The following is a 25,827-nucleotide window of genomic DNA, read 5'->3' on the forward strand; positions in this document are numbered from 1 at the left end:
TCCCCGCCGAGCCGCCGCGCCGAGGGGGCGAGGAGGACCTGCCCGCCGCCGGTCAGCGGCATCCGACCGAGCCGCCCCGGCCCGCGCCGGGCAACGGAGCGCTGCCCCGCACCGGCCGGCCGTCCCGGTTCACCCCGTTGGCGACCGCCGGCCCCACCACAGACCAGGCCGGGCCTGGCGTGGGCTGGCCGGCAGCGACCCGGCCGGGCGACGTCGACGGCCCCGCTCCGGGTAACGGCAACGGTGGCCCCCAGGCCGCCCCTCGGCGTTCCTTCTTCGACCCCAGCCCGGCCCGCGACCCGGCCGCGAGCGGGGGACGCCCCGGTGACCGGGCGGCCCCGCCGACCCGGTTCGGGCGAGGCAGCCAGCCCTTCCCTCGCCGCCGCCCGGCCGACGCGCCGGCCGACGAGACCGCGACGCGGGCCTTTCCGATGGCGACGGACCCGGCAGCCACCCAGCCGATACGACGGCCGGAGGGCGGCCTCGGCGCGTCCCGCCGGACGGACGCGCCGCCATCCGGCGAGGAGATCACCCAGCCGCTGCCGCCGCGCCGGCACAACCCGCTGGCTGAGGAGCCCACCCGCGCGTTCCGGATGGCCGGTGAACCTCCCCTGGCCGGTGCGCCCGGGCGGCCATCGGCGGAGGAGACGCAGGCGATTCCCCAGGACCGGCCGGGCCGGTTCGAACCGGCGGAGGATCTGCCGGTGTCCGTCGCGGAACCGGTCTCCGGGCCGCCCGCGCCGCGCCGCGGCTTCACGCCCATCGTCATCGAGGGCACCATCATCGAGTCCCGCGACCTCACCGACCCGGTCGAGAGCAGCGCGCCGGTCGACGCGCCCCGGCGGCCCAGCCCCGCCGAGGCCGCCCCGCCACCGTTCGGCTCGGCGCCCCCCGGTCCGGGCCTGTTCGGTCCGTCGTCACCCAGCCCTGCCGAGGCCGCCCCACCACCGTTCGGCTCGACGCCCTCCGACCCGGGCCTGTTCGGTCCGTCGTCCTTCGGTTCCAGCCCATCCGGGCCCGCGTCGTTCAACCCCGGTCAGCCGGCCCCGAGCCCGTCCGCTCCGCACCCGGTGATTCCGACAGAGGTCAGCGCTGCCGGCGGTGGCCTGGGCGACCCGCGAATCGACGGTCACGTCGACGCCCCGCTGCGTGACGACCGCGCCGACAGTGCTGTTTCCTCGGTCGGCCCGGCCGGTACGGACCAGCCCGGCGGCGAGGGCAGCGGCGCGAGCGTGATCGCGGACGACGTTCCGCGCCCGCCGGCCGACGAGCCGCCGCCGGTCGAGTTCGAGCCGGCCAACACGGTCGAGGAGGACCTGCTCAGCGCCGCCGGCTCGGGCAGCACCGACACGTTCCTGTCCACCCTGCTGCTGGCCCGGGTGCTACTGCCGGCGGCACCCGAGTCGGTCCGGGGAAGCCGCCCCGGGGATCCCGGCTTCGTCTGGCGTACCGGGCAGCTCGACGGCGAGACGTACGTGGTGGTCTACACGTCGTCGGAGCGCCTCGCCGACCATGTCGAGGGGGACGTCGACACGGTCCGGGTGAAGTTCGCCCAACTGATCCGGCGCTGGCCCGACGAGGACTGGTCGTTCGCGGTCAACCCGGGTACGCCGGTGGGTGCCAAGTTGCCCGGTGAGCAGATCGTCGCGTTGGCCAACTGGGCCGCCGAGGTGGGGCTCGGGGACGACCTGGAAGTGGACCAGGTGGAAGCGCCGGCCGTGGCCGAACCCGCCGCCCGTCCCCGGTACGCCCCCGCCGCGGTCGACCCGACCCGGCCGACGGTCATGCAGAAGGCGATCGCCCCCAGCCAGCTCGCGTACTACCTGGATCGTGGGTACGACCGGGTTTCCGGGTTCGTGCACCGGGCCGGTGAGCTGTCCCACCTGACCACACCGGCTCAGCTGCACGAGGCGCTGGGCCTCAGCTACCCCGGCTCGCCGTTCGCCCCGGACGCCGAGGAGATCTACGTGCTGCGCTGGCCGGCGCACCGGCCGAGCCTCTACCGCATCCCCTACGGCGGCCAGAACGAGCCGGCGATGCGAGCCATGGAGGGTTGGGTCATCGAACGTCCGCCGTTCCGGGGCAACGGCTTCGCCCCTGGTGAGAGCAGCGACGTGGTGGCGGAGTTCAAGGTGGACAGCGCACGGCTGCCGCACGGCGCCCAACTCTGGCGCATCGGCGCGGACGGCAGCGAGCGGGTGGTCGCCGAGCTGGACACCGACTCGGTCACCTGGCGACGGGTCGGGGAGGCGTGATGCGCGACGGTTACGTGGCCCGTTGGCAGGGCCGGGAATACCAGGCCAGCCCGGACGGCGACAACATCCGCCTCTACCAGCCCGAGCCGGGCGAGGGCTTCGAGGAGGTCCGCGCGGGCCGCTACGTCCGGGTGCTGCCGGCGAGCGAGATCGAGGATCTGGCGTACGTGCGGACCACCTGCACCTGGAAGGGGCAGCCGTTCATCGTGCTCGGGGAGCACGACGCCTGGCTGCGGGTGGAGTACACCGGTGGTCGCTGGCCGGTGGCCGAGGCGATGCGGCTGGAGGTCTTCGACTTCGGCGTCTACCAGGGTTGGGCGCCGGCCGCCGAGGTCACCGACCTGCGGGAGCAGCGGGTCTGACCGGTCAGGTCTTCGCCCACCGCAGGATTTCGCCGAGCACCAGCTCCGGTGCCTCCAGGTGCGGGAAGTGCCCCACCCCGTCGAGCAGTCGCCACTCGTACGGGGCGACGACGTACCGGCCGGAACCCAGCGCGGTGCGGGGCAGGGAGGCGGCGTCCAGGGCGCCGTGCAGTTGCAGGGTCGGGGTGGACAGCGGCTTCTGCATCAGCCGGACGAACCGGTAGCCGTGCAGCCGCAGCAGCGAGCGGAACGCCCAGCGGTAACCCTCCAGCGCGCAGAACGCGGCCTGCGGGATGCACATCGCCTCCCGGCACCGCTCGGCGTACGCCTCGAAGTCCGGCCCGGCCACCCACTGTGGGCCGCCCCAGCGGCGCATGATCTCGCCGACGGCCGCAGCCCCATCGCGGGTCAGGACGTGCTCGTAGCGGGGTAGCTGGAACTTCAACGCCGGCGTGGAGGCGGTGAACTGCCCGCGCGGGTCGGCGAAGATGGCGGCGCGCAGTCGCAGCGGGTGCGGTGCCCCCAGCACGACGAGCCGGCGAACCAGGGACGGGTGGAACGAGGCCACCGTCCAGGCCACCATGCCACCGAGTCCGCTGCCGACGATCGTCGCGGATCGTTCACCGAGCGCGCGGATCAGTCCGGCGATGTCGGCGGCGAGGGTGTAGCCGTCGTACCCCCGGGGTGGTTTGTCGCTGGCACCGTAGCCGCGCAGGTCGACGGCGACCGCCCGGAAGCCGGCGTCGGCGATCGCCGGCAGCATCTGGTGCCAGGCCCACCAGTGCTCTGGGAAGCCGTGCAGGAAGAGCACCATCGGCCCGGTGCCGCCCTCGACCACGTGGAACCGGCTGCCGTTGGCGCCGACGAAACGGTGCGTCCACGGCCCCTCGGTGAGGACACAGGACTCGTCGACGGCCCCGCCGCGCTGGTCGGTCATGGCAGACAGCCTAGGACCCGGTTGCCGCAGGCGACCCTGGCGGTCGCGTTGAACAGGGGAAAGCCCCGGGTTGCCCCGGACCAGGACCAGGGGGCTCGGGGTCGACTGTCAGTGGAGAAACCCGGCCCGGGACGTCCGGGAGATGGCGCACAAAGCGCGACGCCCGGGCAGATGACCTGCCCGGGCGTCGCTGGTTGGTGCGGGATCAGTGGTCAGCTGACCCGGATCTTCATCGAGGTGCCGTCCTGCTCCAGAACCTTGATCTTGACACCGGTAGCGGGGAGCTTGACGCCGTGGTTCGGCAGCTCCTCGTAGAAGTACTTCTTGGTGTCGTCGAACAGCGGCTCAGCGGCCTGGCCACGGATGTACTGCGGCTGGCTGTTGAGGTGCAGGGTGAACGAGTCCGCCTTGTTCAGGCTGAACGGTGCGTCGTACATCTGGACGCGGGCCCGCCACGGGGCCCCGGTCAGGTTGTAGATCGGGCGCGGGTGCGCGTCGATGTACAGGTTGCGACCCTCACCCGGGTGACCACCCGGGTTGGACGCCGACGCCGGGGCGGTGTTGTTGTCCGACCAGCGGGTGTTCCAGTACGAGATGAGCAGGCCCTCCTGGTACGCGTAGTGGTCCACCCAGTCCGGGCGGGTGTTCGCGTAGCCGAAGAAGTACGGGCCGGTCTTCAGGTACTTGTCGTACGAGACGTACGAACGGTTGCCGGCGATGTAGAAGTTGTCGAACAGCCGGGTGTAGGTCGCCCCGACCACCTGGAACTTCTCCAACGACCAACCGGCGTCGGTCTCGGCGCCGTCACTGAGCACGGTCTGACCGTCGGCGGTCACGGTGATCGCGTCACCGAAGAAGCCGCCCTCGGAGACGCCACCGTCGGTGACGTAGTGCAGGCGAACCTGCGCCACCTTGCCGGCGACCGCGGTCAGCGGGATGTTGATGTCCGCCCAGGCGCCCTTGCTGGTGCCGGCGAGGGCCGGACGCCCCGCGCCGTCGACGCCGATCGGCGTGCCATTGGCGGTGCCGTCCAGGTCGATCCAGGTCTTTCCGCCGTCAGTGGACGCCTCGAAGTAGAGGTAGTCGTAGCCGGCCTCGATGCTGTACTTGCCCTTGAGCGACATCGCCGCTGCGGACTTGCCGGTGAGGTCGAACGTCCTCGTCATCTTACTGTCGAGGTTGTCCTCATTGCCGGAGAAGTACTGCTTGGTGCCCTCGAACGGCGCACCGTAGTTGAACGTGTACTCCCGTTGCGGGAGCACGACCACGGCGGCCTGGGCCTTGTCCGAGTTGTACTCCTGCGGACCGAGCTCCAGGGAGCGCTTCTGCCCCGCCACGATCACCTCGTAGTCGAGCCAGCCAAGCTGGAGCTTGTTCCACGCGCCGAGGTCGCCGCCCCGGTCGCCGATGCCGGCGTCGTTCTTGGCACCGAGCCGGCTCTGGGCCATCAGGGTCCAGTGCTCGTTGCTGTTGTCCGCCGGGCCGTAGTCGTCCGGCAGGCCCAGGTCGTGGCCGTACTCGTGGTAGAAGACGCTGCGGCCGCCGTTTTCCGGCTGGATCGTGTAGTCGCGGATCCAGACGCCGGTGTTGCCGATCTGGGTGCCGCCGATCGGGAAGTTCGGCGGGCCGACGGGCGAGCTGTTGAACGCCGACCAGCGGTGGCTCCAGATCGCGTCCTCACCCTGCTGCGGGTCACCGTCGGCCTGGTCGCCGCCGGAGTGGACGATCTGGAAGTGGTCGATGTAGCCGTCCGACTCGTTGAAGTCGCCGTCGCCGTCGAAGTCGAAGCGGTCCCACTGGTCGAAGGACTTCATCTCCGCGGCGATCTGCGCGTCCGTCCGGCCCTTGGCCTTCTGGTCGGCGACCCACTGGTTGGCGGCGTCGGCGATCAGGTTCCAGGTGTTCGGGCAGACGTTGTCGGCGCAGACGGCCCGGTCATCCTGCGGGTCCGGCTCCTGGCCGGGCTCCGGGTCCGGGATCGGGTCGTCGGAGCGACCGTAGCGGGCCTCGTTGTACTTGACCTTGACCCAGTCGGTCACCTCACCGTCGACGGTGTAGCGACCCGAGGACTGGGCCTCGTAGTACTGCTTGAGCGACTCGTCGCCCGGGTTGGTGCCGAAGTAGAGCTGGCGGAAGTGCTCCGGGCTGAAGTCCGGCTGCCAGATGGTGGAGTTGTCCACGGCCCGGTTGGGCTCGGGGATCTTGTTGTGCAGCGGACCCTCGAACGTCGTCGGTCCGGCGATCTCCGGGTTCATGTCCTTGTCCGGGTAGGACGGGTGCCGCTCGTCCCCGAACTCGGCCAGGATCACGAAGATCTTGTCGGTCCGCTCGCGCTTGAGCTCGACGTACTGGTCCTTGGTCTGCTTCGCGCCAGCGGTGGTGCGGGCGTTGGCGCCCAGTCCGGCCGCCTTGGCGACCTCGCCGACCTTGACGACAGTGCTTCCGTTGCGCTCGATCGGCTTGCTCCGACCGCTCAGCACGTCGCTGAGCCCCTGCTCACGCAGTGCGCGGCGCTTCTCCTCGAGCTTGTCGGGGAGTTCATCCTTCAGCGCCTGTGGTTCGGCAGCGGCCGGTGCTGCGGCCGGCAGTTTGGGCTGAGGCGCCGCCGAGGCGGACGGGCCGAAAGCCAGGCCTGTCGCCGTCAGTGAGAGCCCGAGCAGACCCACTGCGACTTTGCGCACGTGGTACCTCCGGTTTGAGGGAACCGGCCCAACGGGGTACGGGCCGGTGGGAGATCGATCCCACTAGTGGGACCATTGGTGAACATAGTTACTGGCGGGACGGGTGGGAAGACGAACGCGTCGATTTGTTGCAAGATTTTGTTGGGAATGCTTTTCACCGTCACACCCCGCCGGTTCATCAGCCGCGTTGACCAGCGCGGCTCCGGGCGCGAACGTATACAACGACATTTTTCGATCAAGCCGATCGCACATACGACAGTGGGACCGGCAGCGTCTCCGCCACCGGCCCCACCGTCAGTTCTCGACCCGTGAAACCGTTACTTCTTGGCCGGGGTCACGTAGATCATGGCCGACGAGTTGTCCCCGGCGGCCTTCTTGATCGTCAGCGAGACGCCGTAGTTCACGCCCTGGTCGCCGGGGTTGCCGGTGCCCAGCACGATCGCGCCACCGCCCAGGGTCACGCCGTAGAACTCCGGCGCCGGGCTGCCGTCCGGGTTGGTGACCCGGGTGGTGTACGGCGCGTTGTCGCGCGACGGCAGGACCACCGACGCGTCGTTGTCCCGGGCGTAGGCAGCACCATCACGCATCTCGATGCCCGGGTACCAGCCCTTGGCGTCGGTGAACGCCTTCACCGGTGCCAGCCCCTTGAACTTCGTGCAGTACGCGCTGTACGGCTCGTCCGCCGCCTCCAGGCACTCGGTGAACGGGTACGTCCGCTGCAACGTGAAGGCCGCGTTCGACGACTGCGGACGGCTCGGCAGGTTGTCCGTCACCGACGGGTCCTTCACGGCCGCCTCACCGGTGCGCCGCAACGGGTCGAAGTGCGAGTCGACGATGAGCAATCCGCCCTTCGCGCCGTAGCTGGGCAGCGCGGTCATCTGCCCGGTGACGTGGTTGACGTCGCCGAGCGCGGTGTCCCGGTACCAGACCAGCATGCCCGGAGCGTTGTAGGAGATCCGGTCGACCTTCCACGCCTCGTGCGAGTAGATGGTGTCGTAGGCGTACTTCAGGCCCTTGTCGAAGCCGTCGAAGTTGCGCCACTCCGCCAGGTAGTACTGGGCGTGCACCTCGGTGCCGCTGGAGACCTTCCAGCCCCCGCCGGTGGTGTCGACGAAGGTGCCGCCGGTGGCCGTCCAGCCGTTGGCGCCGCCCTCGACGTCGTCACTCCAGGTGGTGGCGCCGCCGCCGGTGACCGAGAAGTCGTCGACGAACCAGTTGCGCTCCTCGAACGCCTCGTCGGTGGCCAGGCGCAGCCGCACCTGGACCGTCGTCCCGGCGTACGCCGACAGGTCGACGTAGTCGTGCCGCCAGCCGTCGGTGCTGCCGGTCAGGCCGTACTTCTTGCCGCCGAAGTCGTTCATGCGGCCGTTCGGGTCCGGGTAGCCGTCCGGCGTGGTGACCACCGTGCCACCCTCGTCGTACACCTTCTGCTCGGTCCAGGTCGTACCGCCGTCGGTGGAGAGCTCGACGAAGCCGTAGTCCCAGTCCTCCTCGATGATGTAGTTGTTCCACATCCAGAACTTCGAGTCGGCCGCCGCCGGCACGTCGACCGAGCGGCTCAGCTTGACGTCGGCCCACTCCTGATCGTTGTTGCTGTGCCACATCTTGGTGCCGCTGTGCGGGGTGGCCAGCGTCGTCACCTTGTCCGGCAGGTCGACCTTGATGCCGTCCTCGGAGTCGATCGGGGTGCGCGACGTCTGCCCGAGCTTCACCTCGCGCGGGTTCGACCCGGGGCGGATGGTCAGCGGGTCGGCCCAACCGAGCACCCACTTGTCCCAGATGCCCATGTGCGTCGGCAGCGCCTGGAAGATCTCACCCGAGTGCGAGCCCGAGGCCATCAGGTCCCAGAAGTCCACGTCGGAGTCGGCGTTGCCGGACGTGTCGTAGAGGTCCGGCAGACCCAGGTCGTGGCCGAACTCGTGGGCGAAGACGCCGACGCCGGCGTCCTCCGGCTGCACGATGTAGTTCGACGCCTTCAGGTTGGTGCCCGGGATGGTGTAACCACCGGCGACCGTGGAGGAGTGCGCCCACACGGCGTAGACACCCTCGGCGCCGCCGCCGCGGGACTTGCCCTGACCGGCGTGCACCAGCACGAGGTGGTCGATCACGCCGTCCGGCTCGAAGACGTTGCCGTCACCGTCGCGGTCGGCCTGGTCCTCGATGTCGTAGTCGGCCCACGGGAAGTTCGGGTCCTTCGCGACGAGCGCGTCGATCGCGTCGGTCGCCAGGCGGCCCGCGCCGGCCGGGTTGTCCGGGTGGCCGTTCATCGACTGCTCACGGCCGGGAACCCACGCGCCGGTCTCGTCCTGGAAGCAGCGGTTTGCCGCGTACCAGCCCTCCGAGTGCGGCACGGTGATCCACGGGCTGGCCTGCCCGTCCACCGTGTACGCGTTCTTGGACATCTCCAGGTACATGTTGTGCATGGTGCGACCGGACAGGTCGATGCCCTTCTTGCCGTCCGGGCCCTTCAGGTCCGTGCGGACCCGCTCGGTGATGCCCTTCTTGCTGTAGAGCATCTTGTTGTAGTGCTGCGGCGAGAAGTCCGGCACCCACATCGAGTTGTTGTCCTCGTGGGGCAGGCGCGCCGGGTCTGGGATCTTGTTGTGCTTCGGGCCGTTCTGGACCGTGCCGGGGACGCAGGTGCGGTCCTCGAACACCGTCTTGGGGACCATCACGCCGGTGAAGTCGTCGTTGGCCTTGTCGTTGAACTCCACCAGCAGCGTCAGCAGCTTCGCCGTCTGGGTGGTCGGGGCCTTCTTGAACTTGCGGGGGTTCTGACCCGTCTTCAGCGACTTGGCCTCGTCCTTGGCCAGCTGCCGTGCGGTCACCGGGTTGCCCCGGGCGTGCTTCTGATCGAACGCGCGCGCGGACTCCGCGGCAGGGGTGTAGATGCCACCCTTGCCCTTCACCTCACGGCCGGTGGTGTCCGGCTGCACCTCGGGCTCGGCGTAGTTGATGTAGTGCTCGTCGGCGCCGATCACCGCCTGGGGGGTGGCGGACGGCGACTGGGCCGCCGCGCTGCCACTCACGGTCAGTGACGTGGCCGCGAGGGCGATGGCGGGCAGTGCGACGAGTAGTCGTCGCCGCGCCCTGGACTGCGGTTTGTGGTTCATGCCGCTCCGTTTCTCGGGCATGGGGAGGAGGACGTTGGGTTGGTCGAACATCGATGTGATGCATGTCGAACTCTTCCAACCTGCGTGAACCTAAAGCACAACCGGCCGAAAGGACAGAGGTGATCTACGCCTGTGCCCGTTCAGCTTCTCCCGACTCCCCCGACCGACCGATGTGACAGCGCCGAGGCGGCACGAACCGAACCCGTAAGACATGACGGAGGGTGGCGGCCCGCACGGACCACCACCCTCCAATGAGTACGCCTACCGTCAGTCCTCGTCGGACTTCGTACCGCTCATCCCCGAGGAGATCAGGTCCATCACCGAGGAGTCCTGCAACGTGGTCACATCGCCCAGCGACCGGTTCTCCGCCACGTCCCGCAGCAACCGGCGCATGATCTTGCCGGAGCGGGTCTTCGGCAGCTCCGGCACCAGCATGATCTGCCGCGGCTTGGCGATCGGGCCGAGCGTCTTCGACACGTGGTTGCGCAGGTCGGCGATGAGCTGCTCGCCCGCGTCACCAGCGATGTCCGTGCTGCCCCGCGGAATGGCGAACGCCACGATCGCCTGACCGGTGGTCGGGTCGGTCGCGCCGACGACCGCAGCCTCGGCCACCGACGGGTGCGACACCAACGCCGACTCCACCTCGGTCGTCGAGATGTTGTGCCCGGACACCAGCATCACGTCGTCCACCCGGCCGAGCAGCCAGATGTGCCCGTCGTCGTCCTTCTTCGCACCGTCGCCGGCGAAGTACATGCCCTGGAAACGCGACCAGTACGTGTCGATGAACCGGTCGTCGTCACCCCAGATGGTGCGCAGCATCGACGGCCACGGCTCGCGCAGCACCAGGTAGCCGCCGCCACCGTTCGGCACCGACTGGCCCTGGTCGTCCACCACGTCGGCCACGATGCCCGGCAGCGGCGTCATCGCCGAACCCGGCTTGGCCGCGGTCACCCCCGGCAACGGCGAGATCATGATGGCGCCTGTCTCGGTCTGCCACCAGGTGTCCACCACCGGCAGCTCGCCCCGGCCGATGTGCTGCCGGTACCACATCCAGGCCTCCGGGTTGATCGGCTCGCCGACGCTGCCCAACAGGCGCAGCGAGGACAGGTCGAAGCCCGCCGGGATGTCGTCGCCCCACTTCATCATCGTCCGGATCAGGGTGGGAGCGGTGTAGAGGATGCTCACCCCGTACTTGTCGATGATCTCCCAGAACCGGCCCTTGTGCGGCGTGTCCGGGGTGCCCTCGTACATCACCTGGGTGGCGCCGTTGGAGAGCGGGCCGTACACGATGTAGGAGTGCCCGGTGACCCAGCCGATGTCGGCCGTGCACCAGTAGACGTCCGTCTCCGGCTTCAGGTCGAACACCGCGTGCGTCGTGTACGACGCCTGGGTGAGGTAGCCGCCGGTGGTGTGCAGGATGCCCTTCGGGCGGGCCGTGGTGCCGCTGGTGTAGAGGATGAACAGCGGGTGCTCGGCGTCGAACGGCTGCGCGGTGTGCTCGGCCGACGCGGTCTCCACCGTCTCGTGCCACCAGTGGTCCTTCTCCGACCACGCCACGTCCTCGCCGGTGCGGCGGACCACGAGCACGTGCTCCACCGACGGGGAGTTCGCCACCGCCTCGTCCACAGTGGGCTTCAACGCCGACGGCTTGCCCCGCCGGTAACCACCATCCGCGGTGATCACCACCTTGGCGCTGGCGTCCTGGATCCGGTTGCTCAACGAGTCGGCGGAGAAGCCACCGAAGACCACACTGTGCGCGGCGCCGATCCGGGCGCACGCCAACATGGCCACCGCCGCCTCCGGGATCATCGGCAGGTAGATCGCCACCCGGTCGCCGGCGGTCACCCCCAGATCGGTGAGCGCGTTCGCCGCCCGGCAGGTCAGCTCGTGCAGGTCCGCGTACGTGATGGTGCGGGTGTCGCCCGGCTCGCCCTCCCAGTGGATCGCCACCTTGTCGCCCCGGCCCGCCTCGACGTGCCGGTCCAGGCAGTTGTACGCGACGTTGAGCTGCCCACCCACGAACCACTTCGCGAACGGCGGGTTCGACCAGTCGAGCACCTCATCCCACTTCTTCGACCAGGCCAGCCGATCGGCCTGCTTCGCCCAGAAGGCCAGCCGGTCGGCCTCAGCCTCGGCGTACGCGTCGATGGTGACGTTGGCGTGCGCGGCGAGTTCGGCCGGCGGGGGGAACTGGCGCGTCTCGTTCAGCAGATTGGCCAATGCCTCGCTCATGCCGTGACTCCTCATCCTCGGGGTGACCTGGGTCTCGATGGCACGAGGGTAGTCGCGGGGCCTGCGACCGGCCACGGCTGCCCGCCGCGTCGCGCCGAGTGGCCCCCGCCGCGCGCCCGGCGGCCCGTCCCCGGCCCGGTCGCTGGCGGGGCGCCTTGATCGACTCGGGTTCATTGAAGTCGCGGTGTCTGCCTCGCCCGGACATCGCGACTTCAAGAAGTCCGTGTTGACCTTGCCCGTGCCGGGCCGAGACGGGTGGTCCCTGTCGCGTTGCGGGCGGGTGCGGCCCGCCGCGCCGGGCCGGGTCGTTAGCGTGGCGGGGTGACCACCGACCCGCTCGCCCCGTTGCTCGCGCTCGCCGACATCACCGCCGCCGTCGAGCAGGCCCGCGCGCGGTTCGACCAGGCGCTCGGGCACCGGGCGCTGCGCCGGCACGGTGGACAGGTCGCCGCCGAGGTCAGCCTGCGCTCCGCGGTGGCCAGTGCGGCCCTTGAGGGGGCCGGGCATGAGCGTGAGGCGGTCCGAGCCGGCACCGTCACCGACCCGGTGCTCCAGGGGGCGCTGCGGGTCGCCGGAGCGCTGCCGGGCCTGAGCGAGCTGTGGCCGAAGGCGCCCCGCCAGGCGCTCGCGAAACTGCACGTGCTCGCCGCACGGGACCTGGTGTCGGAGGCCGAACTGGGCCGCCCGGTCGCCGACCCGGTGGTCGCCACCCGGCTGGACGGGCTGGCCGGCCTCGTCGCCGGCGGCACCAAGGTCTCCCCGTTGGTGCTCGCCGCTGTCGTACACGGGGAGTTGCTGAACCTGCGCCCGTTCGCCGGGCCGTCCGGCGTGGTGGCCCGTGGGGCCGCCCGGCTGGTGCTGCTCGCCAGTGGCCTCGACCCGCGTGGCCTGCTCCCCGTCGACGTGGGGCACCGCGAGCGGGAGCCCGAGTACGTCGGCGCGGCCGGTGCCTTCGCCACCGGCACCCCGGACGGGCTGCGCTCCTGGCTACGCCACTACATGGCCGCCGTCGAGGTCGGCACCGACCAGCTCACCGCCATCGGAGACGAGATCCTCGCCGCCGCCTGAACGGTTGAACGGGTGGAGTCAGGCGGTGGTGGCGGCTCGGGTGCGACGATGCCGGCCGTACCAGGCGATGCCGATGGCCACTCCCACCCCGACCCCCAGGGCCGCCGCGGCCACCGGGACCGCGGGCCGTTCCCGCAGCCGCCGGCCCAGCGGGATCGGGTGCCGGAACTCCAGCACCGGCCACGCGTTCTCGGAGGCCAACTTGCGTAGCTGCCGGTCCGGGTTGACCACACTCGGGTGGCCGACGCACTCCAGCAACGGGCGATCGCTGTACGAGTCGGAGTAGGCGTACGAATCAGCCAGGTCATAGTCCCGGGCGGCGGCCAACTCGCTGACCGCCTCGACCTTGCTCGGGCCGGCCGCGTAGAACTCGACCTCGCCGCTGTACCGGCCGTCCCGCACCGTCATCCGGGTGGCGATCACGTCGGTCACCCCGAGCAGCTCGCCGATCGGCCGGACCATCTCCTCGCCCGACGCCGACACCAGCACCACGTCCCGCCCAGCCGCCTGGTGCTCCTCGATCAGGGCGGCGGCTTCGGCGTACACGTAGGGGTTGATCAGCTCGTGCAGCGTCTCCGCGACGATCTGACGGACCTGCTCCACCTGCCAGCCCTTGCAGAGCGCAGCCAGGTAGTCCCGTGTTCGGGCCATGGTCTGCTCGTCGGTGCCGCCCAGCCGGAACATCAGCTGCGCGTACGCCGACTTGACCACGTCACGCCGGGTGATCAGCCCATCCCGGTAGAACGGACGACCGAACGCCAGGGCGCTCGACTTGGCGATGACGGTCTTGTCCAGATCGAAGAAAGCGGCACTTCGGCCCACGGCGCGAAAGTCTAGCCGGATGGTCTATCGTCGGCGGGTGCCCGGGGTCATGCCACCCCTCAGACCTGCGGGCTCTCCGCTCCGCGTGATCACGCTCACACTCTGCGAGGAGATTTTCGCAGTGAGTGGAGGCAGCACCACTCGACGTGACGGGCCCGCTCAGGCAGACTTGTCCGTACGACGAGCTTTCACATCCTCGAAACAGGCAGACCCTCAGCGGTTGCACCCCCCGTGACCGCTGAGTGGTTCGGCTCGACCCCCCCGGAGCCGAACCTCCGACGACCCCCGTCTCCCCCCGACGGGGGTCGTCCCTTTCTGCTGGAAACGCTCCACCACAGCTCACAAGTCGTCCTCCGGGCCGTCCAGACCGTCCAGGGACGGCGTTTCTACGGCCGGAGGCAGCAGGGAGGCAGCAGGGCCGTCGAACGCCTCCAGGACCCGAGCGGCGTAGTCGTCCGGGGTGTGGGTGTACCGGTTGAGCGTCGTTGATGCCTGTTCGTGGCCCATGACCCGCTGCACCAGGTTGATCGGGACGCCGTCGGTGACCAGCCAGGTGGCGTAGGCGTGCCGCAGATCGTGGAACCGCATCCCGCCGACAGCCTTGGCCGCGACGCACGCCCCTGCCTCCCGTTCGGTGGTGAACTCGGCTGACCACTCGATGCCCTCCCGATCGGGCCACGTAGCGCGGTACCGGTACGTCTCAGGACCTGCGTGACAGACCGGTCTCAGGACCTGCGTGACTCGTCCGGCTGGACGATCTACGGCCAGTCGTAGGTTCTTCTGATGGGCGGTTGTGCCGTGCGGCGTGACGGAGCAGGAGAAGAAGCCCGAAGACGCCCGATATCGCGAGGGCGGTCAGGCCAAGGATGGCTGCGGCTGGGACTTCTCGTGTAGTGCCGTAACCCGCGCCTGCCGCGACAATTCCGGCGGCGCCCGCCGCTGCCGACACCTGGGGCAGTGTGAGCAACGGGAGCACGCCGCGTTCCGACCAAGTGGACAGGCCTCTGACAAGGATGACGGCCAGCGCGACAAGGCAAGGCCACACCATCCAACGAGCGTCCATCGACCTGCCGGTGTCTACCGCGAACCAACCAAGCAGCACCACGATCGCGACCGGGAGGGTCACAAGGTGTATCGCGACGGTTAGGGTCCGGCGATGGCGCCTTCGATATTGCCTGGCCAGGTGCCGTGCAGGAGCACTGTCCGGATTCACGGTGAGCGCCCGCTGGATGAGCTCCTTGAACCGCGCTACGTCGCGATCGACCTCGACGACGTTCCGGGCGAGCAGGCTCAGCGCCTCGTGGTCATCGGGCGCAAGCTCCACCGCGCGCTTCGCGTCGGCATACGAATCCCCGTCCCGGTTGAGCATGAGAAGAGCGAGCGCCCGGTAGCGGTAGGCAGCCACGTCCTCGGGGTCGATTTCGATTGCTCGACCAGCCGCATCGACCGCAGCGGCATGGTCGTCGAGACCAATCAAGGCGCCGGCGAGGCGGTGCCAGGCGATGCCGTCATCCGGGTGCGCGTTCAGGTGCTCGCGCAGCAGTTCGATGGCGGGCCCGAACTGCTCGGCCCGAACCAGCTCGCGCGCACGTTCGACCGCATCAACGCCGTCTCCGGACTGCGGTTCCATGCCGCTGCTCCTATCCCCGCCTGATCAGCCAGTGGAGAAGTATCGCCCAGATCTGCGGCGCCCGTCAGTACGAAAGTGCCACTCACTCACGCCGGCCGCGTCAGTTGAGGTTGGGCCCCTGGGCTTCCCCCGGTAGCTCGGAGGACGATCTGCATGGCGGCTTGGGCGGGAGTCAGGTGCGTGGTGTCGACGACCTCGGCCTCGGCATGCAGCCACGTGCGGGCCGCCTCGGCGTAGGGCTCGAGGTACTTGAGGCGGAAGGGAGACGGAACGGGGTGTTCTCCCTCGATGCGCCTGCGAAGGGTGTCTTGATCAGCGTGGAGGACGAAGTGCCTTACCGGGATGGCGTGTTGGGCGAGGCCCGTACTGATCTCGTGCCAGTACTGCTCGACCAGGACAGTCATGGGTATCACCAAAGTGCCGCCGGTGTAGTCGAGCACGCGGCGGGCGGTTTCGACGACGAGCTGTCGCCACGGCGGCCAGTGCTGGAAGTTGTCCGTCTCGGGCAGCCCCGGCGTGATGTCCATAAGCGTCTCGCCGACCTTCTCGGCGTCGAACACCCGTGAATCCGGGATCAGTTGCTGCACGAGCGAGCTGGTCGTCGTTTTGCCCGCGCCGTGGGTGCCGTTGAGCCATACGATCACGGAACACATTAACGCGCGTGAGTAACCGGACGATTTGCACCGGACCTGTAAGCGAGCGTCAGGCAGCGAGGCAGCAAAGAGGCAGAGCGAGCGCCGGTGCTGGTCGGCCTTGAATGGCAAGCGACGAGGGCCACCACCTGCTCGTTGACGCGTGCCACCACCAGTTGGCAGCGGTCGACAGCGTGGGACCGCATCCCCCCGACGGGGTCGTCCCTTTTCCATGGGAGCGCGCCACCGCAGCAGTAGTTCGCGATATGGGGCCCGTTCGCGCTATAGAAGCCGGGTTCGTCGATGAGCGGTACTGCTCGCCCCGAGTGTCGGCCCTGCCCGGTCGTGGACCATGCGACCGCCGCCTGCCGTGTAATTTGCCAAACGGGACGAGCTGAGGAGGACACAGGTGGCAGCAGGTGGCTTCTCGTCGAAGCGGCTGGCCCGGGTGCGGGGGTTTCTTGAGCACCGCGTCGAGTCCGGCTTCGTCCCGGGCATGGTGGTCGTCCTCGCTCGGCACGGCGAGGTGCACGTCGAGGCGACGGGTCATCTCGCGTTCGAGGGTCCCGGGTCGCATACGCCGATGGCGGTCGAGACGATCTGTCGCCTGGGCTCGATGTCGAAGCCGATCGTCGCCGCGTGTGCGATGACCCTCGTCGAGGACTGCACCCTCCACCTCGACGACCCGGTCGACGATCTCCTCCCCGAGTTGGCGGACATGACAGTCCTCGCCGATCCCCACGGCTCACTGGACAACACCGTCCCGGCGGAACGCCCGATAACACTGCGGGACGTCCTGGACGGCACCCTTGGCACCGGCATGGTCCCCGCCGAGCCGGGAACGGTGCCGATCGCCGACGCGCTGGACGCACTCGAGTATCAGTCGCCGGACGAGTGGATCCGCCAGCTCGGTGACCTTCCGCTCGTCCACCAGCCGGGTGAGCGCTGGATGTACGACACCGCCGCCAACGTGACCGGTGTGCTCATCGCCCGGGCCACCGGCATGTCCTTCGGGGATGCCATCCGTGAGCGGGTCTGCAAGCCACTGGGGATGTCCGACACCGCCTTCAGTGTGGGTAGCGAGAGCATCGGCCGGTTCACGACGGCGTACGAGCAGGACAACGCCGTCACCGGCGAGCCGATTGTCGAGGACGCCCCCGACGGGCGGTTCAGTCGACCGCGGATGTTCGAGTCCGGTGGCGGCGGGCTCGTCTCGACCGCCCAGGACTACCTGGCCTTCGCCTCGGCGCTGCTCGCCCACGGCGCCCACGGCGGCGAGCGCGTGCTGTCGCGGCCGGCGGTGACGCTGATGACGAGCGACCACCTGACCCCGACGCAGAAGGCCATCTCCGGGTTCTGGCCCGGATACTTCGACGCCATCGGTTGGGGCTTCGGAATGTCGGTCCGGACCCGCCGCACCCACCTCGGGCCCTCGGTCGGCAGCTACGGATGGCCCGGCTTCTACGGCACCGCCTGGTACAACGACCCCGCCGAGGACCTGACGACGATCGTGTTCATGCAGCGGGCGCACGCGGGCGACCAGCGGCTGCCGATGTGGCACGACTTCTGGACCACCGTCTACCAGGCGATCGACGACTGACCGCAGCGTTCGTTTCCCGGTGGGCGGCACCCGCCCTCGGCCGAGCGGTAATCCCGGGGCCCTCAGCGACACAAGCCACTGTGAGAGTCGCCGAGGCAATGGGGGTTCGGGTGGGTCCACCGAAGAAGCGGGACGAGGGCTGGTTCACCAGTCTCTACGCCGCCGAGTACGAGCACATGGTCCGATACGGCCTGCGCCGGCTCGCTGACCGGGATGCGTCAGCGGAGCTCGCCCAGGAGGTCTTCGTCGTCGCCTGGCGTCGCCGCGCCGAGGTGCCGGAGCGCAGCCTGCCCTGGCTGTACGGGGTGGCCCGGCGTCTTCTCGCGAACCAGTGGCGGTCGCGACGTGCCGCACCGGACCTCCTCTCGATCACCGATGTCGACCTCGAGCGACTGGCCGGATCGTCGGGTGCCGACACGAGCGTCGGGGTCGCCGACATCCGGACTGCTCTGGCCAACCTCAACGACCTCGACCAGGAAATCCTCCGGCTGGTCGGCTGGGAGGAGCTGACGGTGTCCGAGGCGGCCAGGGTTCTCGGTTGCACAGGGCCGACCGCCGCAGTGCGCCTGCATCGCGCCCGCCGCCGTCTTGCCGAAGCGATGTCGGACCGGCCCGCGCAGACCCGGCGTAGCCCGGTGTTGATGACCATTCGAGAGGATCTGTGATGTTCGGAGCAGAGCGAACCCGTACTCTTCTCGGCCCGGCCGACCCGGCCCGGAACGCCGCCGTCGGGCCACCGCTGGTCTCGGCGCGCGAGCTGATCGACCGCGCCGACGCCACCGAGACGGTGGCCGGGCGCCGTCGGGTACGCCCGACCCGCCGGCTGGTCCTGACGGCTGGGACTCTGGCGGTCGCGGCCGGTGCCGTGGCGGTGCTCCAGCCGTTCGGCGGGCCCGCACCGGACGCCCCGGGTGGGCCTGGAACCCCAGCGGGATTGGTGCTCGTGCCGGTCGCGTACCAGTTCGACGCGGATCCGCCAGCCGCCGGCCCCCAGCTGCGCATGCTGGCCGACAAGATCAAAGACGCGGCGTACGACCACCAGAGCGGGCGCTACATGTATCACCACACGAAGGTGTGGGGCGATCCGGTGATGACCTCCGCCGACGGTCGCCACCACGTCGCCTTCGCCGGGGCCTCCAAGGTCTGGCAGGCCGCAGACGGGACCGGCAGTCAGATCAACACCCAGTTGGAGCCGCAGTATCCCGACCAGGCGTCCCGGGACTACTGGCAGCGGAATCTCGATTCGCGTCCGGCGGTCGAGGGCACCCCTGCTCCGGCAATGATCCCGCTGCCGCCGGAGGAGCTCAGGCCGCCGTCGGCCGTCCCGGCCGAACTGCGGGAGCTGCTGAAGGTCGAGTACGGCGCGGGGGCGGCGAGCAAGGAGGTCAGCACGCTCTATGGCCGGTACGTCGTACCGCGTGCGACCCGAGCGGCAGTCCTGCGGGTCCTCGCCGACGTGCCCGGCTTCCGCTGGCGCGGGCAGGTCACGGACCGTGCCGGCCGCAATGGAGTCGCCGTCACCTTCGACGACCGCGAACACGACCAGCAATCTCTTCTGGTCTTCGATCCGAGGACTGGCGAACTGCTCGCCCATGAGCTGTTGACGCTGTCGCCCGTGCGGATCAGCTCGTACCAGGTGATCCTCGATACCGCCTGGACCGACCGGGTCGGCTGACGTCCGACTTGCGAGGCCGCTCCTCTCGGGAGCGGCCTCGCTGTCTTTCCCGCAGCGGCAGTAGCTGCGGAGTTACCTGCGTTCGTAGCAGATCGACTGTCTCGGCGGAGGTTTTCCACAGGCCACCAGGTTGTCCACAGGCGACGAAATCGGGACGGCTCGTGAGGCGGATTCCGAGCACTGTCGGCGGCATACCAGAGCCCGACCGCTGGAGGCCGCGATGCCACCCCGTACCACGGTTCCGCCGATCCGCCGGCTCCCGCTGGTCGTCACCGGCGACGACGATCTGCTCGATGATGTGCTCCGGCTCGCCGCCGTCGGCGGCACCGAGGTGGAGCTCGCCCGCGACCCAGCGGCTGCCCGTACCCGGTGGCTTCCCGCGCCCCTGGTGCTGCTCGGCGCCGATCAGGCGCAGGCCTGCCTGCGCGCCCGGTTGCCGCAGCGGCCCCGGCTGGTGCTGCTCGGTCGGGCTGGTCAGCTCGACCCCGGCTGGCAGATCGCCGAGCTGATCGGGGCCGAGCACGTCGCCACGCTGCCGGCCGCGGAGCCGTGGTTGGTGGACCGGTTCGCCGAACATGACCCGGACCGTCCGGCCGGCGTCGGTGCCCGGGTCGTCGCGGTCCTTGGTGGTCGGGGCGGTGCGGGAGCGAGTGTGCTCGCCGGTGGTCTTGCGGTGACCGCCGCCCGGGCCCGGCTGCGCACCCTCCTGGTCGACGCCGACCCGCTCGGCGGTGGCCTCGACCTCGTGCTGGGCTGGGAGCAGTTGGAAGGCCTGCGCTGGCCGTCGCTCACCAGCGCAGACGGACGGGTGGACGCCCCGGCGCTGGTGCAGGCCCTGCCCAGCCGGGGTGATCTCGTGGTGCTCTCCTGGGACCGCGGCGAGATGCTGGCGTTGCCCGCGACGGCCATGGCGGCGACCGTCGACGCGGCCCGACGTGGGCGGGACTTCGTGGTGATCGATCTGCCCCGACAGTTGGACGACGCGGCAGTGGTGGCCCTGCAGGCCGCCGACCAGGCGTTCGTCGTCGTACCGGCCGAGTTGCGCGCCACCGCTGCGGCCACTCGGGTGGTGGCTGCGGCCGCCCCGCACTGCGGCGCGCTCTCGGTGGTGGTGCGCGGGCCTGCCCCCGGGCGGTTGCGGGCCTCCGAGGTGGCACGCGCGCTGGGCCTCCCCCTGGCCGGCACGTTGCGCCCGGAGCCGGGGCTCTGCCGTGGGCTGGAACGGGGCGAGGCGCCGGCCGCCGGGGGCAAGGGCCCACTGGCTGCGCTCTGCCAACGGATCGTCACCGACCTCACCGGCGTGCCGGCTACGGGTGCGGCATGACCGCCGGGCCGGAGGACGACACCCTCGCCGCCCGGGTACGGCAGCGGATCGCCGCCGCCACCACCCCGGTCACCGCGGCGGCCATCGTCTCCGCGGTACGGGCCGAGCCCGCCGCCGCAGTGCTCGGCGACACCGCCATGCTGCGGATCGCCGACCGGGTGCGCGACGACCTCGTCGGGGCCGGGCCGTTGGCGCCGCTGCTGGCCGACCCGGAGGTCACCGACGTCCTCGTCAACGGCGCCCGGGTCTGGGTCGACCGCGGGTCGGGGCTGCACCAGGTCGCCGTCCCGATGGGCTCGGTGGAGGACGTCCGCCGGTTGGCGCAGCGGCTGATCGCCAGCGCGGGACGGCGGCTCGACGACGGCTCCCCGTACGCGGACGCGCGGCTCCCCGACGGCACCCGACTGCACGCCGTGCTGCCGCCGGTCGCGACCGAAGGTCCCTACCTGTCGCTGCGGACCTTCCGGCACCGGCCGTTCACCCTCGACGAGTTGGTGCGCCAGGGGACGGTGCCGCGACCGTTGGCACCACTGCTCGCCGCAGTCGTGGCGGCCCGGCTGGCGTACCTGGTGACCGGGGGCACCGGTTCTGGCAAGACGACACTGCTCAACACCCTGCTGGGGATGGTGCCGGCCACGGAACGGATCGTGCTGGTGGAGGACGCCGCCGAGCTGCGTCCGGGGCATCCGCACGTGGTGGGGCTCCAGGCACGCACCGCCAATGTGGAGGGGACGGGCGTGGTCAGCCTGGCCGACCTGGTCCGGCAGGCGTTGCGGATGCGCCCGGACCGGCTGGTGGTCGGGGAGTGCCGGGGCGGTGAGGTGGTCGACCTGCTGGCCGCGCTCAACACCGGCCATGACGGGGGTGCCGGCACCCTGCACGCCAACACGCCGTCGGACGTGCCGGCCCGGTTGGAGGCCCTGGGCATGTTGGGTGGGCTGCCTCGCGCCGCGCTGCACGCCCAGGTGGCCGCCGCGTTGCAGGTGCTGTTCCAGGTGCGACGCAGCGACCGGGGCCGCGTCCTGGAGTCGGTCTGTCTGCTACTGCCCGAGGGGCCCGAACGGATGGTGACAGTGGTGCCCGCCTGGGTGCGTGGCAGTGGGCTCGGGCTCGCTGCCCGTGCCCTCGGGGCGCTGCTGCGGGAGCGTGGGGTGGCGGTGCCGCCCATCCTCAGCGAGCCCTGGCCCGGATCGGCGGGTCCGGCATGACCGCCGAGACGATGCTGGTGGCGGCGCTGCTCCTGGTCGCCGCTGCGCTGGTGGCGTGGCCCATGCGGACCATTCGGGCCCGTCGACGTCGCGTGCTGGCACCGGGGCGGAGGGCCGCCGTCGATCCGGATGACGCCCTGGTGCAGTGGATCAGGGAACTCGGTCGCACGCCGGACGGGCCGGTGGAGCCCACCGGCGCTGCGCCGACCTCGGGTCATCCGGTCGGCATCGGGTTCGAGTCGGCAACTACTGCGGGTGCCAACGGAAGGCGTACGGCACTCGGCTGGCCCGAACGGGACGTCACCCGCAGCCCGAGGTGGCCGGGAACGGCAGGCGGGTTCACGCGTCCGGAAGGCCCGACGCGCCCGCCGGCCCGTCGGGATCCCCGACGCCCGACCGGCACCGCTCGCCCAGAGGTGGACCCCACCATGCTCGACGCCGAACGACGGCCGAGCGCATCGGCGGCCACGATCACGATCGGTGTCAGCGGTGTGGACGTAACCGGTCGGAACGATGTCTCCGGTCCGGCAACCGCAGACGGGCACGGCGACCTGGACGCCGACTGTCCGGGCGACGTGGCCGCCGGGGCAGCGGCCGACGGGTGCGCGATCGCCGGTTGCCGCGCCCACGGGCGCGTCGGCCCGACCGAGAGAAGGCCGGGTACGCCTCCGTCGGTGCGCATCCCGCGATCGACGGCCCGCGTCCTGCCGGTGGTCGGTCTGCTCGGCGGCGGTGTGGGTGCCGTGGTCGGCGGTCCGGTGGCCGCGGTCGCGGTAGCCGGGTACGGCACGCTGGCCGTGCGCGCCGCGCTGCGTTGGCGAGCGAATCGGGGTGCCGAACGGGACCGACGACGTGGGCTGGACCAGCTCTGCGGCCTCGCGGCGGATCTGCGGGCCGGCCTGCCCGTCCCACGCGCTCTCGAGGTCGCGGCCGGCGAGCATGACGGGGCGAGCCGCCTACGTCAGCTGACCTCGGCGGCGGTGCGGCTGGCCGACCGGACCGGCGCGCCGCTGGCGGAGCTTGTGGAGCGGATCGAGGCGGACGCTCGGGCGACCGACCGGGGTCTGGCCGCGGCGGCGGCCCAGGCGGCCGGGGCTCGGGCCACGGCCTGGCTACTGGCGGCCCTGCCGGTTGGCGGGATCGGGCTGGGGTACGGCATCGGCGTCGACCCCATGGCGGTTCTCCTGCACAGCACGGTCGGCGGCGCTAGCGCGGTTGTCGCGGTCGCCCTTCAGATCGTGGGCCTCCTCTGGGCGGAACGGCTGGGCGCGACGCCGGGGCGGGCCGGATGATGGCCCGCGGCCCAGCCGGCCCGCCCAGCTCAACCAGGCGGCGGCGGCCGGACGCGATCCGGCTCGTGGCGGTGCTGGCTGGGCTCGCCACGGCCATCGTCGTCGAGGGCTGGTTCGGGCTGCTCGGTGCTCTCCCGGCCGCGTTCCTGCTCGATGTCCTGTTGCGGCGGATCGAGTCGCCCGCTGTGCGTAGGCGGCGGCAGCAGGAGGCCGCTGACCTGCCGCTAGCCGCCGACCTTCTGGCGGCGGCGATGCGGGCGGGCGTTCCGGTGGATCGCTCGGTGTTGGCCGTCGCCGAGGCACTCGACGGACCGCTCGCCGGTCGGTTGGCCCGGGTTGGCCGCACGCTGCTGCTTGGTGGTGGCCCAGCGGAGGCCTGGTCCGCGCTGGACGGCGTGCCCGGCGCGGAGCGCCTGACCGCGGCGGCGTTGCGCTCGGCCAACAGTGGAGCCGCCCTGGCCGGCGCACTGACCCGGCTCGCCGACGACCTGCGCGCCGACCGGGCCACCGCCGCCGAGGCATCGGCCCGCCGGGCGGGTGTGCTCATCGTTCTGCCGCTGGGGCTCTGCTTCCTGCCGGCGTTCATTCTCGCCGGACTCGTGCCGGTGATCGTCGCCGTTCTCGGCGATGTGCTCTGACCCATCGAGAAGGGGAAACAGTCATGCGCAAACTCATCGCTCGCCTGCGCGGCGATGCCGGAATGAACACGGCCGAGTACGCCGTGGGCACCCTCGCAGCGGTCGCCTTCGCCGGGATCCTGTTGAAGGTGTTGACCTCCGGCAACGTCCAGTCGGCGCTGACCGCGGTCATCGACCGGGCACTGAAGTGATCGGGCGCCGGCGGGCCGGCCGCGATCCAGGGTCGAGCGTTCCCGGGCTGGCGGCACGCCGCGGGCGGAGGCTTTCCGTCCTCGCGCGGACCGTTGGCGGGGACCGGGGGTCCTTCACCGCCGAACTGGCGGCCGGCCTGCCGGCGCTTCTCCTGCTCCTGCTGGCCGGCCTGACCGCTGTCAACGCCGTCAGCGCACAGGCGGGCTGCCTGCACGCGGCCCGGGAGGCGGCGCTCGCCGCCGCCCGGGGCGCGGACGGCAGCGAGGAGGGTGGCCGGGCGGCGCCGCCGGGGGCGGCGGTTTCAGTGTCCGTCGACGGTGACCGGGTCCAGGCGACGGTACGCGCACCCGTCCGGACGTTGGGCGGCCAGCTACCGCGAATCACCGTGGTCGCCACCGCCGTCGCCGCCGTCGAACCGGGCACGCACGAGGGGAGTTGGTAGTGCGACGAACGGGCGATCCATCATCCCGCTCCGGTCGAGAACCGGCTGGCGGACGGCTCGTTGGTGGTCGGTCGGCCCCGGAGCGAGGTGGAGCTACGGTCCTGCTGCTGGCGATGGGGCTCGTCTTCGTGGTGTTCGGGACGTTCGGCGCCGCCATCGTCGCCGCCGGAATGGCGAGTCAGCGGGCGGCGGTGGCAGCCGATCTCGGCGCGCTGGCCGGGGCGGCGCGTGCGCTCGACGGCGACGCTGTGGCTTGCGCATCTGCGTCCGACCTCGCCGGTCGCAACGATGGCCGGCTGGTCGGCTGTCACCTCGACGGGCTGGACGTGCTGGTGACGGTCGAGGTGGCGTTCACGCCACTACCCGGCCTGACCCGGGTGGCTGCGGCGAGCGCCCGCGCCGGCCCGGTGCGGGGCTGACCCTCGCGGCGGCGTCTCTGCTCACCGCCGCCGCGTCCGGCACAGGGCGCGTCCGGCACAGGGCGCGTCCGCGGCAGGGCGCGTCCGGCACACGGTGCGTCCGCGGCAGGGCGCGTCCGGCACACGGCGCGTCCGGCACACGGCGCGTCCGCGGCAGGGCGCGGCCAGCGCAGCGCGGCCAGCACAGGCCGCGGCCTGTGGAGTCCCGGCTGACCCGCGTCGCGGCATCAGGTGCAGGTACGGGCCGGCGCGTGGTCGAAAGACCCAGGGGTCTGGTGGGTTTGGTGGGCGCTGTGGAGCTGAATCGTTTACGACATCAAGGCGATGCGTTTACGACATCAGCTCCAGAGGGGGATCGGACCCGTCAGGGGCCGAGTCGCCAACGGCCTGCCGGCCGGGAGCGCGGTCCAACGGCCTGCCCGGCCGGGAGCGCGGCCAACGGCACGCCGCCCGAGAGGGGGCCCAACGGCACGCCGCCCGAGAGTGGGGCCCGACGGCCTCCCGCCCAGGGATTGCGGCCCGACGGCCTGCCGGCCGGGACTGGTCGAGGTCCAGGTCCCGGCCGGCAGCCGAGGATTGGGTGGCTGCGACGGCGACCACCGAGGGTCACCGCAGTGCCCTGGTCCGGGCCGGGTGTGTCAGCGGGCCTGGAGCGCGTCGAGGGCGACGGCCATCGCGATGACCAGGCGACGGTCGATCTGCGGGTTCTGCACCTCGACGATGTACTTGTCGCGCAGGCCCCACTTCTTCACCACGGTGAAGACCGGCTGGCCGTTCGCGGTGAAGTCGAAGTGGTACGGCAGCCAGGACAGCGAGTCGACGAATCGGCGCAGCAGTGCCACGGGCATGCTGCGCTCCTGGCCCGTCACCTGCGGCAGGCCGCTCTGCTCGACGTGCCAGGTGGAGCGCAGCAGCGACTGGGCGAAGTCCTTGCGGAAAAGGCCGATCGGGTTGCCAGCGGCGTCGGTGACGTCGTACGTGGCGCCGAGGTCGATGCGCTGGCGGGCCTTGAAGCCGAGCAGAGGCTGCTGCTTGGAGTCGTCCGTGTAGATGGTCACCTGCTCCTTGAAGGCGAGCCGCTTCTGCTGCGCGAACGCCAGCAGTTCACCCTCGGTGCCGTCGGGGGAGACCGCCCGGACCTCGTACTGGTTGACCATCATGCGCAGTCGCTGGCGGATGTGGAACTGGTGCTGGCCCTGCAAGTTGTCGAGCTGCATGTGTTCTCCTCTGGGGTTGGTGCGCCGGAGTCTCGCACAGCCCGACAACCGTCGCGCCCCTGCTGCCCATGATCAGTTGCTGGGTAGC

General features: G+C 70.9%; 22 protein-coding genes. 14 read left to right on the forward strand and 8 right to left on the reverse strand.

All coding sequences use genetic code 11. The features are described 5' to 3' along the window. Positions 1-2,255 (forward strand): SseB family protein (locus GUI43_RS25525; RefSeq protein WP_146765957.1); only part of this gene is annotated, 2,255 nt, incomplete at its 5' end. Next, a complete protein-coding gene (locus GUI43_RS25530; protein WP_112585716.1) occupies positions 2,252-2,617 on the forward strand; it encodes a UCP033725 family protein in 366 nt (121 codons plus the stop codon). The genes GUI43_RS25525 and GUI43_RS25530, both read left to right, overlap by 4 nt. A gap of 4 nt (positions 2,618-2,621) precedes the next feature. Here the strand turns inward: GUI43_RS25530 and GUI43_RS25535 are convergent, their stop codons facing one another. From GUI43_RS25535 to acs, 4 genes are all read right to left on the reverse strand, one after another. Continuing rightward, complete coding sequence (locus tag GUI43_RS25535) at positions 2,622-3,554, reverse strand: alpha/beta fold hydrolase (protein WP_112585718.1); 933 nt, start codon at positions 3,552-3,554, stop codon at positions 2,622-2,624. Positions 3,555-3,766: 212 nt separating this feature from the next. Continuing rightward, complete coding sequence (locus tag GUI43_RS25540; RefSeq protein ID WP_112585720.1) at positions 3,767-6,220, reverse strand: immune inhibitor A domain-containing protein; 2,454 nt, start codon at positions 6,218-6,220, stop codon at positions 3,767-3,769. 332 nt (positions 6,221-6,552) lie between these two features. Beyond that, complete coding sequence (locus GUI43_RS25545; protein WP_112699983.1) at positions 6,553-9,348, reverse strand: immune inhibitor A domain-containing protein; 2,796 nt, start codon at positions 9,346-9,348, stop codon at positions 6,553-6,555. 267 nt (positions 9,349-9,615) lie between these two features. Continuing rightward, positions 9,616-11,580, reverse strand: coding sequence for an acetate--CoA ligase (acs, locus tag GUI43_RS25550; protein ID WP_112602098.1), 1,965 nt, complete (start codon positions 11,578-11,580; stop codon positions 9,616-9,618). A 321-nt stretch (positions 11,581-11,901) separates the two neighbouring features. Here acs and GUI43_RS25555 point away from each other — a divergent pair, with 321 nt between their 5' ends. Then, complete coding sequence (locus GUI43_RS25555; RefSeq protein WP_112585724.1) at positions 11,902-12,648, forward strand: Fic family protein; 747 nt, start codon at positions 11,902-11,904, stop codon at positions 12,646-12,648. 18 nt (positions 12,649-12,666) lie between these two features. On the opposite strand, the gene GUI43_RS25560 is transcribed toward GUI43_RS25555, so the two are convergent. Both GUI43_RS25560 and GUI43_RS34715 read right to left on the reverse strand, forming a co-directional pair. Next, on the reverse strand, positions 12,667-13,470 hold the full coding sequence (locus GUI43_RS25560; protein WP_030486293.1) for an HAD family hydrolase: 804 nt from the start codon (positions 13,468-13,470) through the stop codon (positions 12,667-12,669). 339 nt (positions 13,471-13,809) lie between these two features. Next, positions 13,810-14,058 (reverse strand): tyrosine-type recombinase/integrase, encoded by a 249-nt coding sequence (locus GUI43_RS34715; RefSeq protein ID WP_181541681.1) that lies wholly within the window; start codon positions 14,056-14,058, stop codon positions 13,810-13,812. 568 nt (positions 14,059-14,626) lie between these two features. On the opposite strand from GUI43_RS34715, the gene GUI43_RS25570 reads away from it, so the two are divergent. Further along, the gene (locus tag GUI43_RS25570) at positions 14,627-15,124 is read left to right on the forward strand and encodes a hypothetical protein (protein WP_112730784.1); all 498 of its coding nucleotides are present in this window, start codon (positions 14,627-14,629) and stop codon (positions 15,122-15,124) included. 62 nt (positions 15,125-15,186) lie between these two features. Here GUI43_RS25570 and GUI43_RS25575 read toward each other — a convergent pair whose 3' ends face one another. Continuing rightward, positions 15,187-15,744: an AAA family ATPase gene (locus tag GUI43_RS25575; RefSeq protein WP_112699971.1), complete on the reverse strand. Its 558-nt coding sequence runs from the start codon at positions 15,742-15,744 to the stop codon at positions 15,187-15,189. 397 nt (positions 15,745-16,141) lie between these two features. On the opposite strand from GUI43_RS25575, the gene GUI43_RS25580 reads away from it, so the two are divergent. The 10 genes from GUI43_RS25580 (at position 16,142) to GUI43_RS25625 (ending at position 24,522) form a co-directional block, all read left to right on the forward strand. Continuing rightward, complete coding sequence (locus tag GUI43_RS25580; RefSeq protein ID WP_112699972.1) at positions 16,142-17,332, forward strand: serine hydrolase domain-containing protein; 1,191 nt, start codon at positions 16,142-16,144, stop codon at positions 17,330-17,332. A 110-nt stretch (positions 17,333-17,442) separates the two neighbouring features. Next, the gene (locus GUI43_RS25585; protein ID WP_145794991.1) at positions 17,443-17,997 is read left to right on the forward strand and encodes an RNA polymerase sigma factor; all 555 of its coding nucleotides are present in this window, start codon (positions 17,443-17,445) and stop codon (positions 17,995-17,997) included. Further along, entirely contained in the window at positions 17,997-19,007 is a 1,011-nt protein-coding gene (locus tag GUI43_RS25590) for a CU044_5270 family protein (protein WP_112585735.1), read from the forward strand. The genes GUI43_RS25585 and GUI43_RS25590 overlap by 1 nt, the downstream gene beginning before the upstream one ends. A gap of 220 nt (positions 19,008-19,227) precedes the next feature. Next, a complete protein-coding gene (gene ssd / locus GUI43_RS25595) occupies positions 19,228-20,331 on the forward strand; it encodes a septum site-determining protein Ssd (protein WP_112585737.1) in 1,104 nt (367 codons plus the stop codon). After that, positions 20,328-21,539, forward strand: a complete 1,212-nt coding sequence (locus GUI43_RS25600; protein WP_112602104.1) for a TadA family conjugal transfer-associated ATPase — start codon at positions 20,328-20,330, stop codon at positions 21,537-21,539. Before ssd ends, GUI43_RS25600 begins: the two co-directional genes overlap by 4 nt. Beyond that, positions 21,536-22,831 carry a type II secretion system F family protein gene (locus tag GUI43_RS35040; RefSeq protein ID WP_346265203.1) on the forward strand — a complete coding sequence of 432 codons (1,296 nt, stop codon included), beginning with the start codon at positions 21,536-21,538 and terminating at the stop codon, positions 22,829-22,831. Before GUI43_RS25600 ends, GUI43_RS35040 begins: the two co-directional genes overlap by 4 nt. Further along, the gene (locus GUI43_RS25610; RefSeq protein ID WP_249037849.1) at positions 22,828-23,469 is read left to right on the forward strand and encodes a type II secretion system F family protein; all 642 of its coding nucleotides are present in this window, start codon (positions 22,828-22,830) and stop codon (positions 23,467-23,469) included. Before GUI43_RS35040 ends, GUI43_RS25610 begins: the two co-directional genes overlap by 4 nt. 23 nt (positions 23,470-23,492) lie before the next feature. Further along, complete coding sequence (locus GUI43_RS25615; RefSeq protein ID WP_081883916.1) at positions 23,493-23,660, forward strand: DUF4244 domain-containing protein; 168 nt, start codon at positions 23,493-23,495, stop codon at positions 23,658-23,660. Between the two features lie 47 nt (positions 23,661-23,707). Then, entirely contained in the window at positions 23,708-24,103 is a 396-nt protein-coding gene (locus tag GUI43_RS25620; RefSeq protein WP_112699984.1) for a TadE family type IV pilus minor pilin, read from the forward strand. Further along, complete coding sequence (locus tag GUI43_RS25625) at positions 24,097-24,522, forward strand: Rv3654c family TadE-like protein (RefSeq protein ID WP_258401692.1); 426 nt, start codon at positions 24,097-24,099, stop codon at positions 24,520-24,522. Before GUI43_RS25620 ends, GUI43_RS25625 begins: the two co-directional genes overlap by 7 nt. 638 nt (positions 24,523-25,160) lie before the next feature. Here the strand turns inward: GUI43_RS25625 and GUI43_RS25630 are convergent. Further along, entirely contained in the window at positions 25,161-25,739 is a 579-nt protein-coding gene (locus GUI43_RS25630) for an LURP-one-related family protein (RefSeq protein WP_112699975.1), read from the reverse strand. Positions 25,740-25,827 lie beyond the last annotated feature (88 nt).

It is taken from the genome of Micromonospora noduli (assembly GCF_003264365.1).
GTDB classification, from domain to species: domain Bacteria; phylum Actinomycetota; class Actinomycetes; order Mycobacteriales; family Micromonosporaceae; genus Micromonospora; species Micromonospora noduli.

Coding starts and splice junctions, on each gene's coding strand:
- GUI43_RS25535 (WP_112585718.1), bottom strand. CDS start 3,554: ATGACCGACCAGCGCGGCGGGGCCGTCGACGAGTCCTGTGTCCTCACC.
- GUI43_RS25545 (WP_112699983.1), bottom strand. CDS start 9,348: ATGAACCACAAACCGCAGTCCAGGGCGCGGCGACGACTACTCGTCGCA.
- acs (WP_112602098.1), bottom strand. CDS start 11,580: ATGAGCGAGGCATTGGCCAATCTGCTGAACGAGACGCGCCAGTTCCCC.
- GUI43_RS34715 (WP_181541681.1), bottom strand. CDS start 14,058: ATGCGGTTCCACGATCTGCGGCACGCCTACGCCACCTGGCTGGTCACC.
- GUI43_RS25570 (WP_112730784.1), top strand. CDS start 14,627: ATGGCGCCTTCGATATTGCCTGGCCAGGTGCCGTGCAGGAGCACTGTC.
- GUI43_RS25590 (WP_112585735.1), top strand. CDS start 17,997: ATGTTCGGAGCAGAGCGAACCCGTACTCTTCTCGGCCCGGCCGACCCG.
- ssd (WP_112585737.1), top strand. CDS start 19,228: ATGCCACCCCGTACCACGGTTCCGCCGATCCGCCGGCTCCCGCTGGTC.
- GUI43_RS25600 (WP_112602104.1), top strand. CDS start 20,328: ATGACCGCCGGGCCGGAGGACGACACCCTCGCCGCCCGGGTACGGCAG.
- GUI43_RS35040 (WP_346265203.1), top strand. CDS start 21,536: ATGACCGCCGAGACGATGCTGGTGGCGGCGCTGCTCCTGGTCGCCGCT.
- GUI43_RS25610 (WP_249037849.1), top strand. CDS start 22,828: ATGATGGCCCGCGGCCCAGCCGGCCCGCCCAGCTCAACCAGGCGGCGG.
- GUI43_RS25615 (WP_081883916.1), top strand. CDS start 23,493: ATGCGCAAACTCATCGCTCGCCTGCGCGGCGATGCCGGAATGAACACG.
- GUI43_RS25630 (WP_112699975.1), bottom strand. CDS start 25,739: ATGCAGCTCGACAACTTGCAGGGCCAGCACCAGTTCCACATCCGCCAG.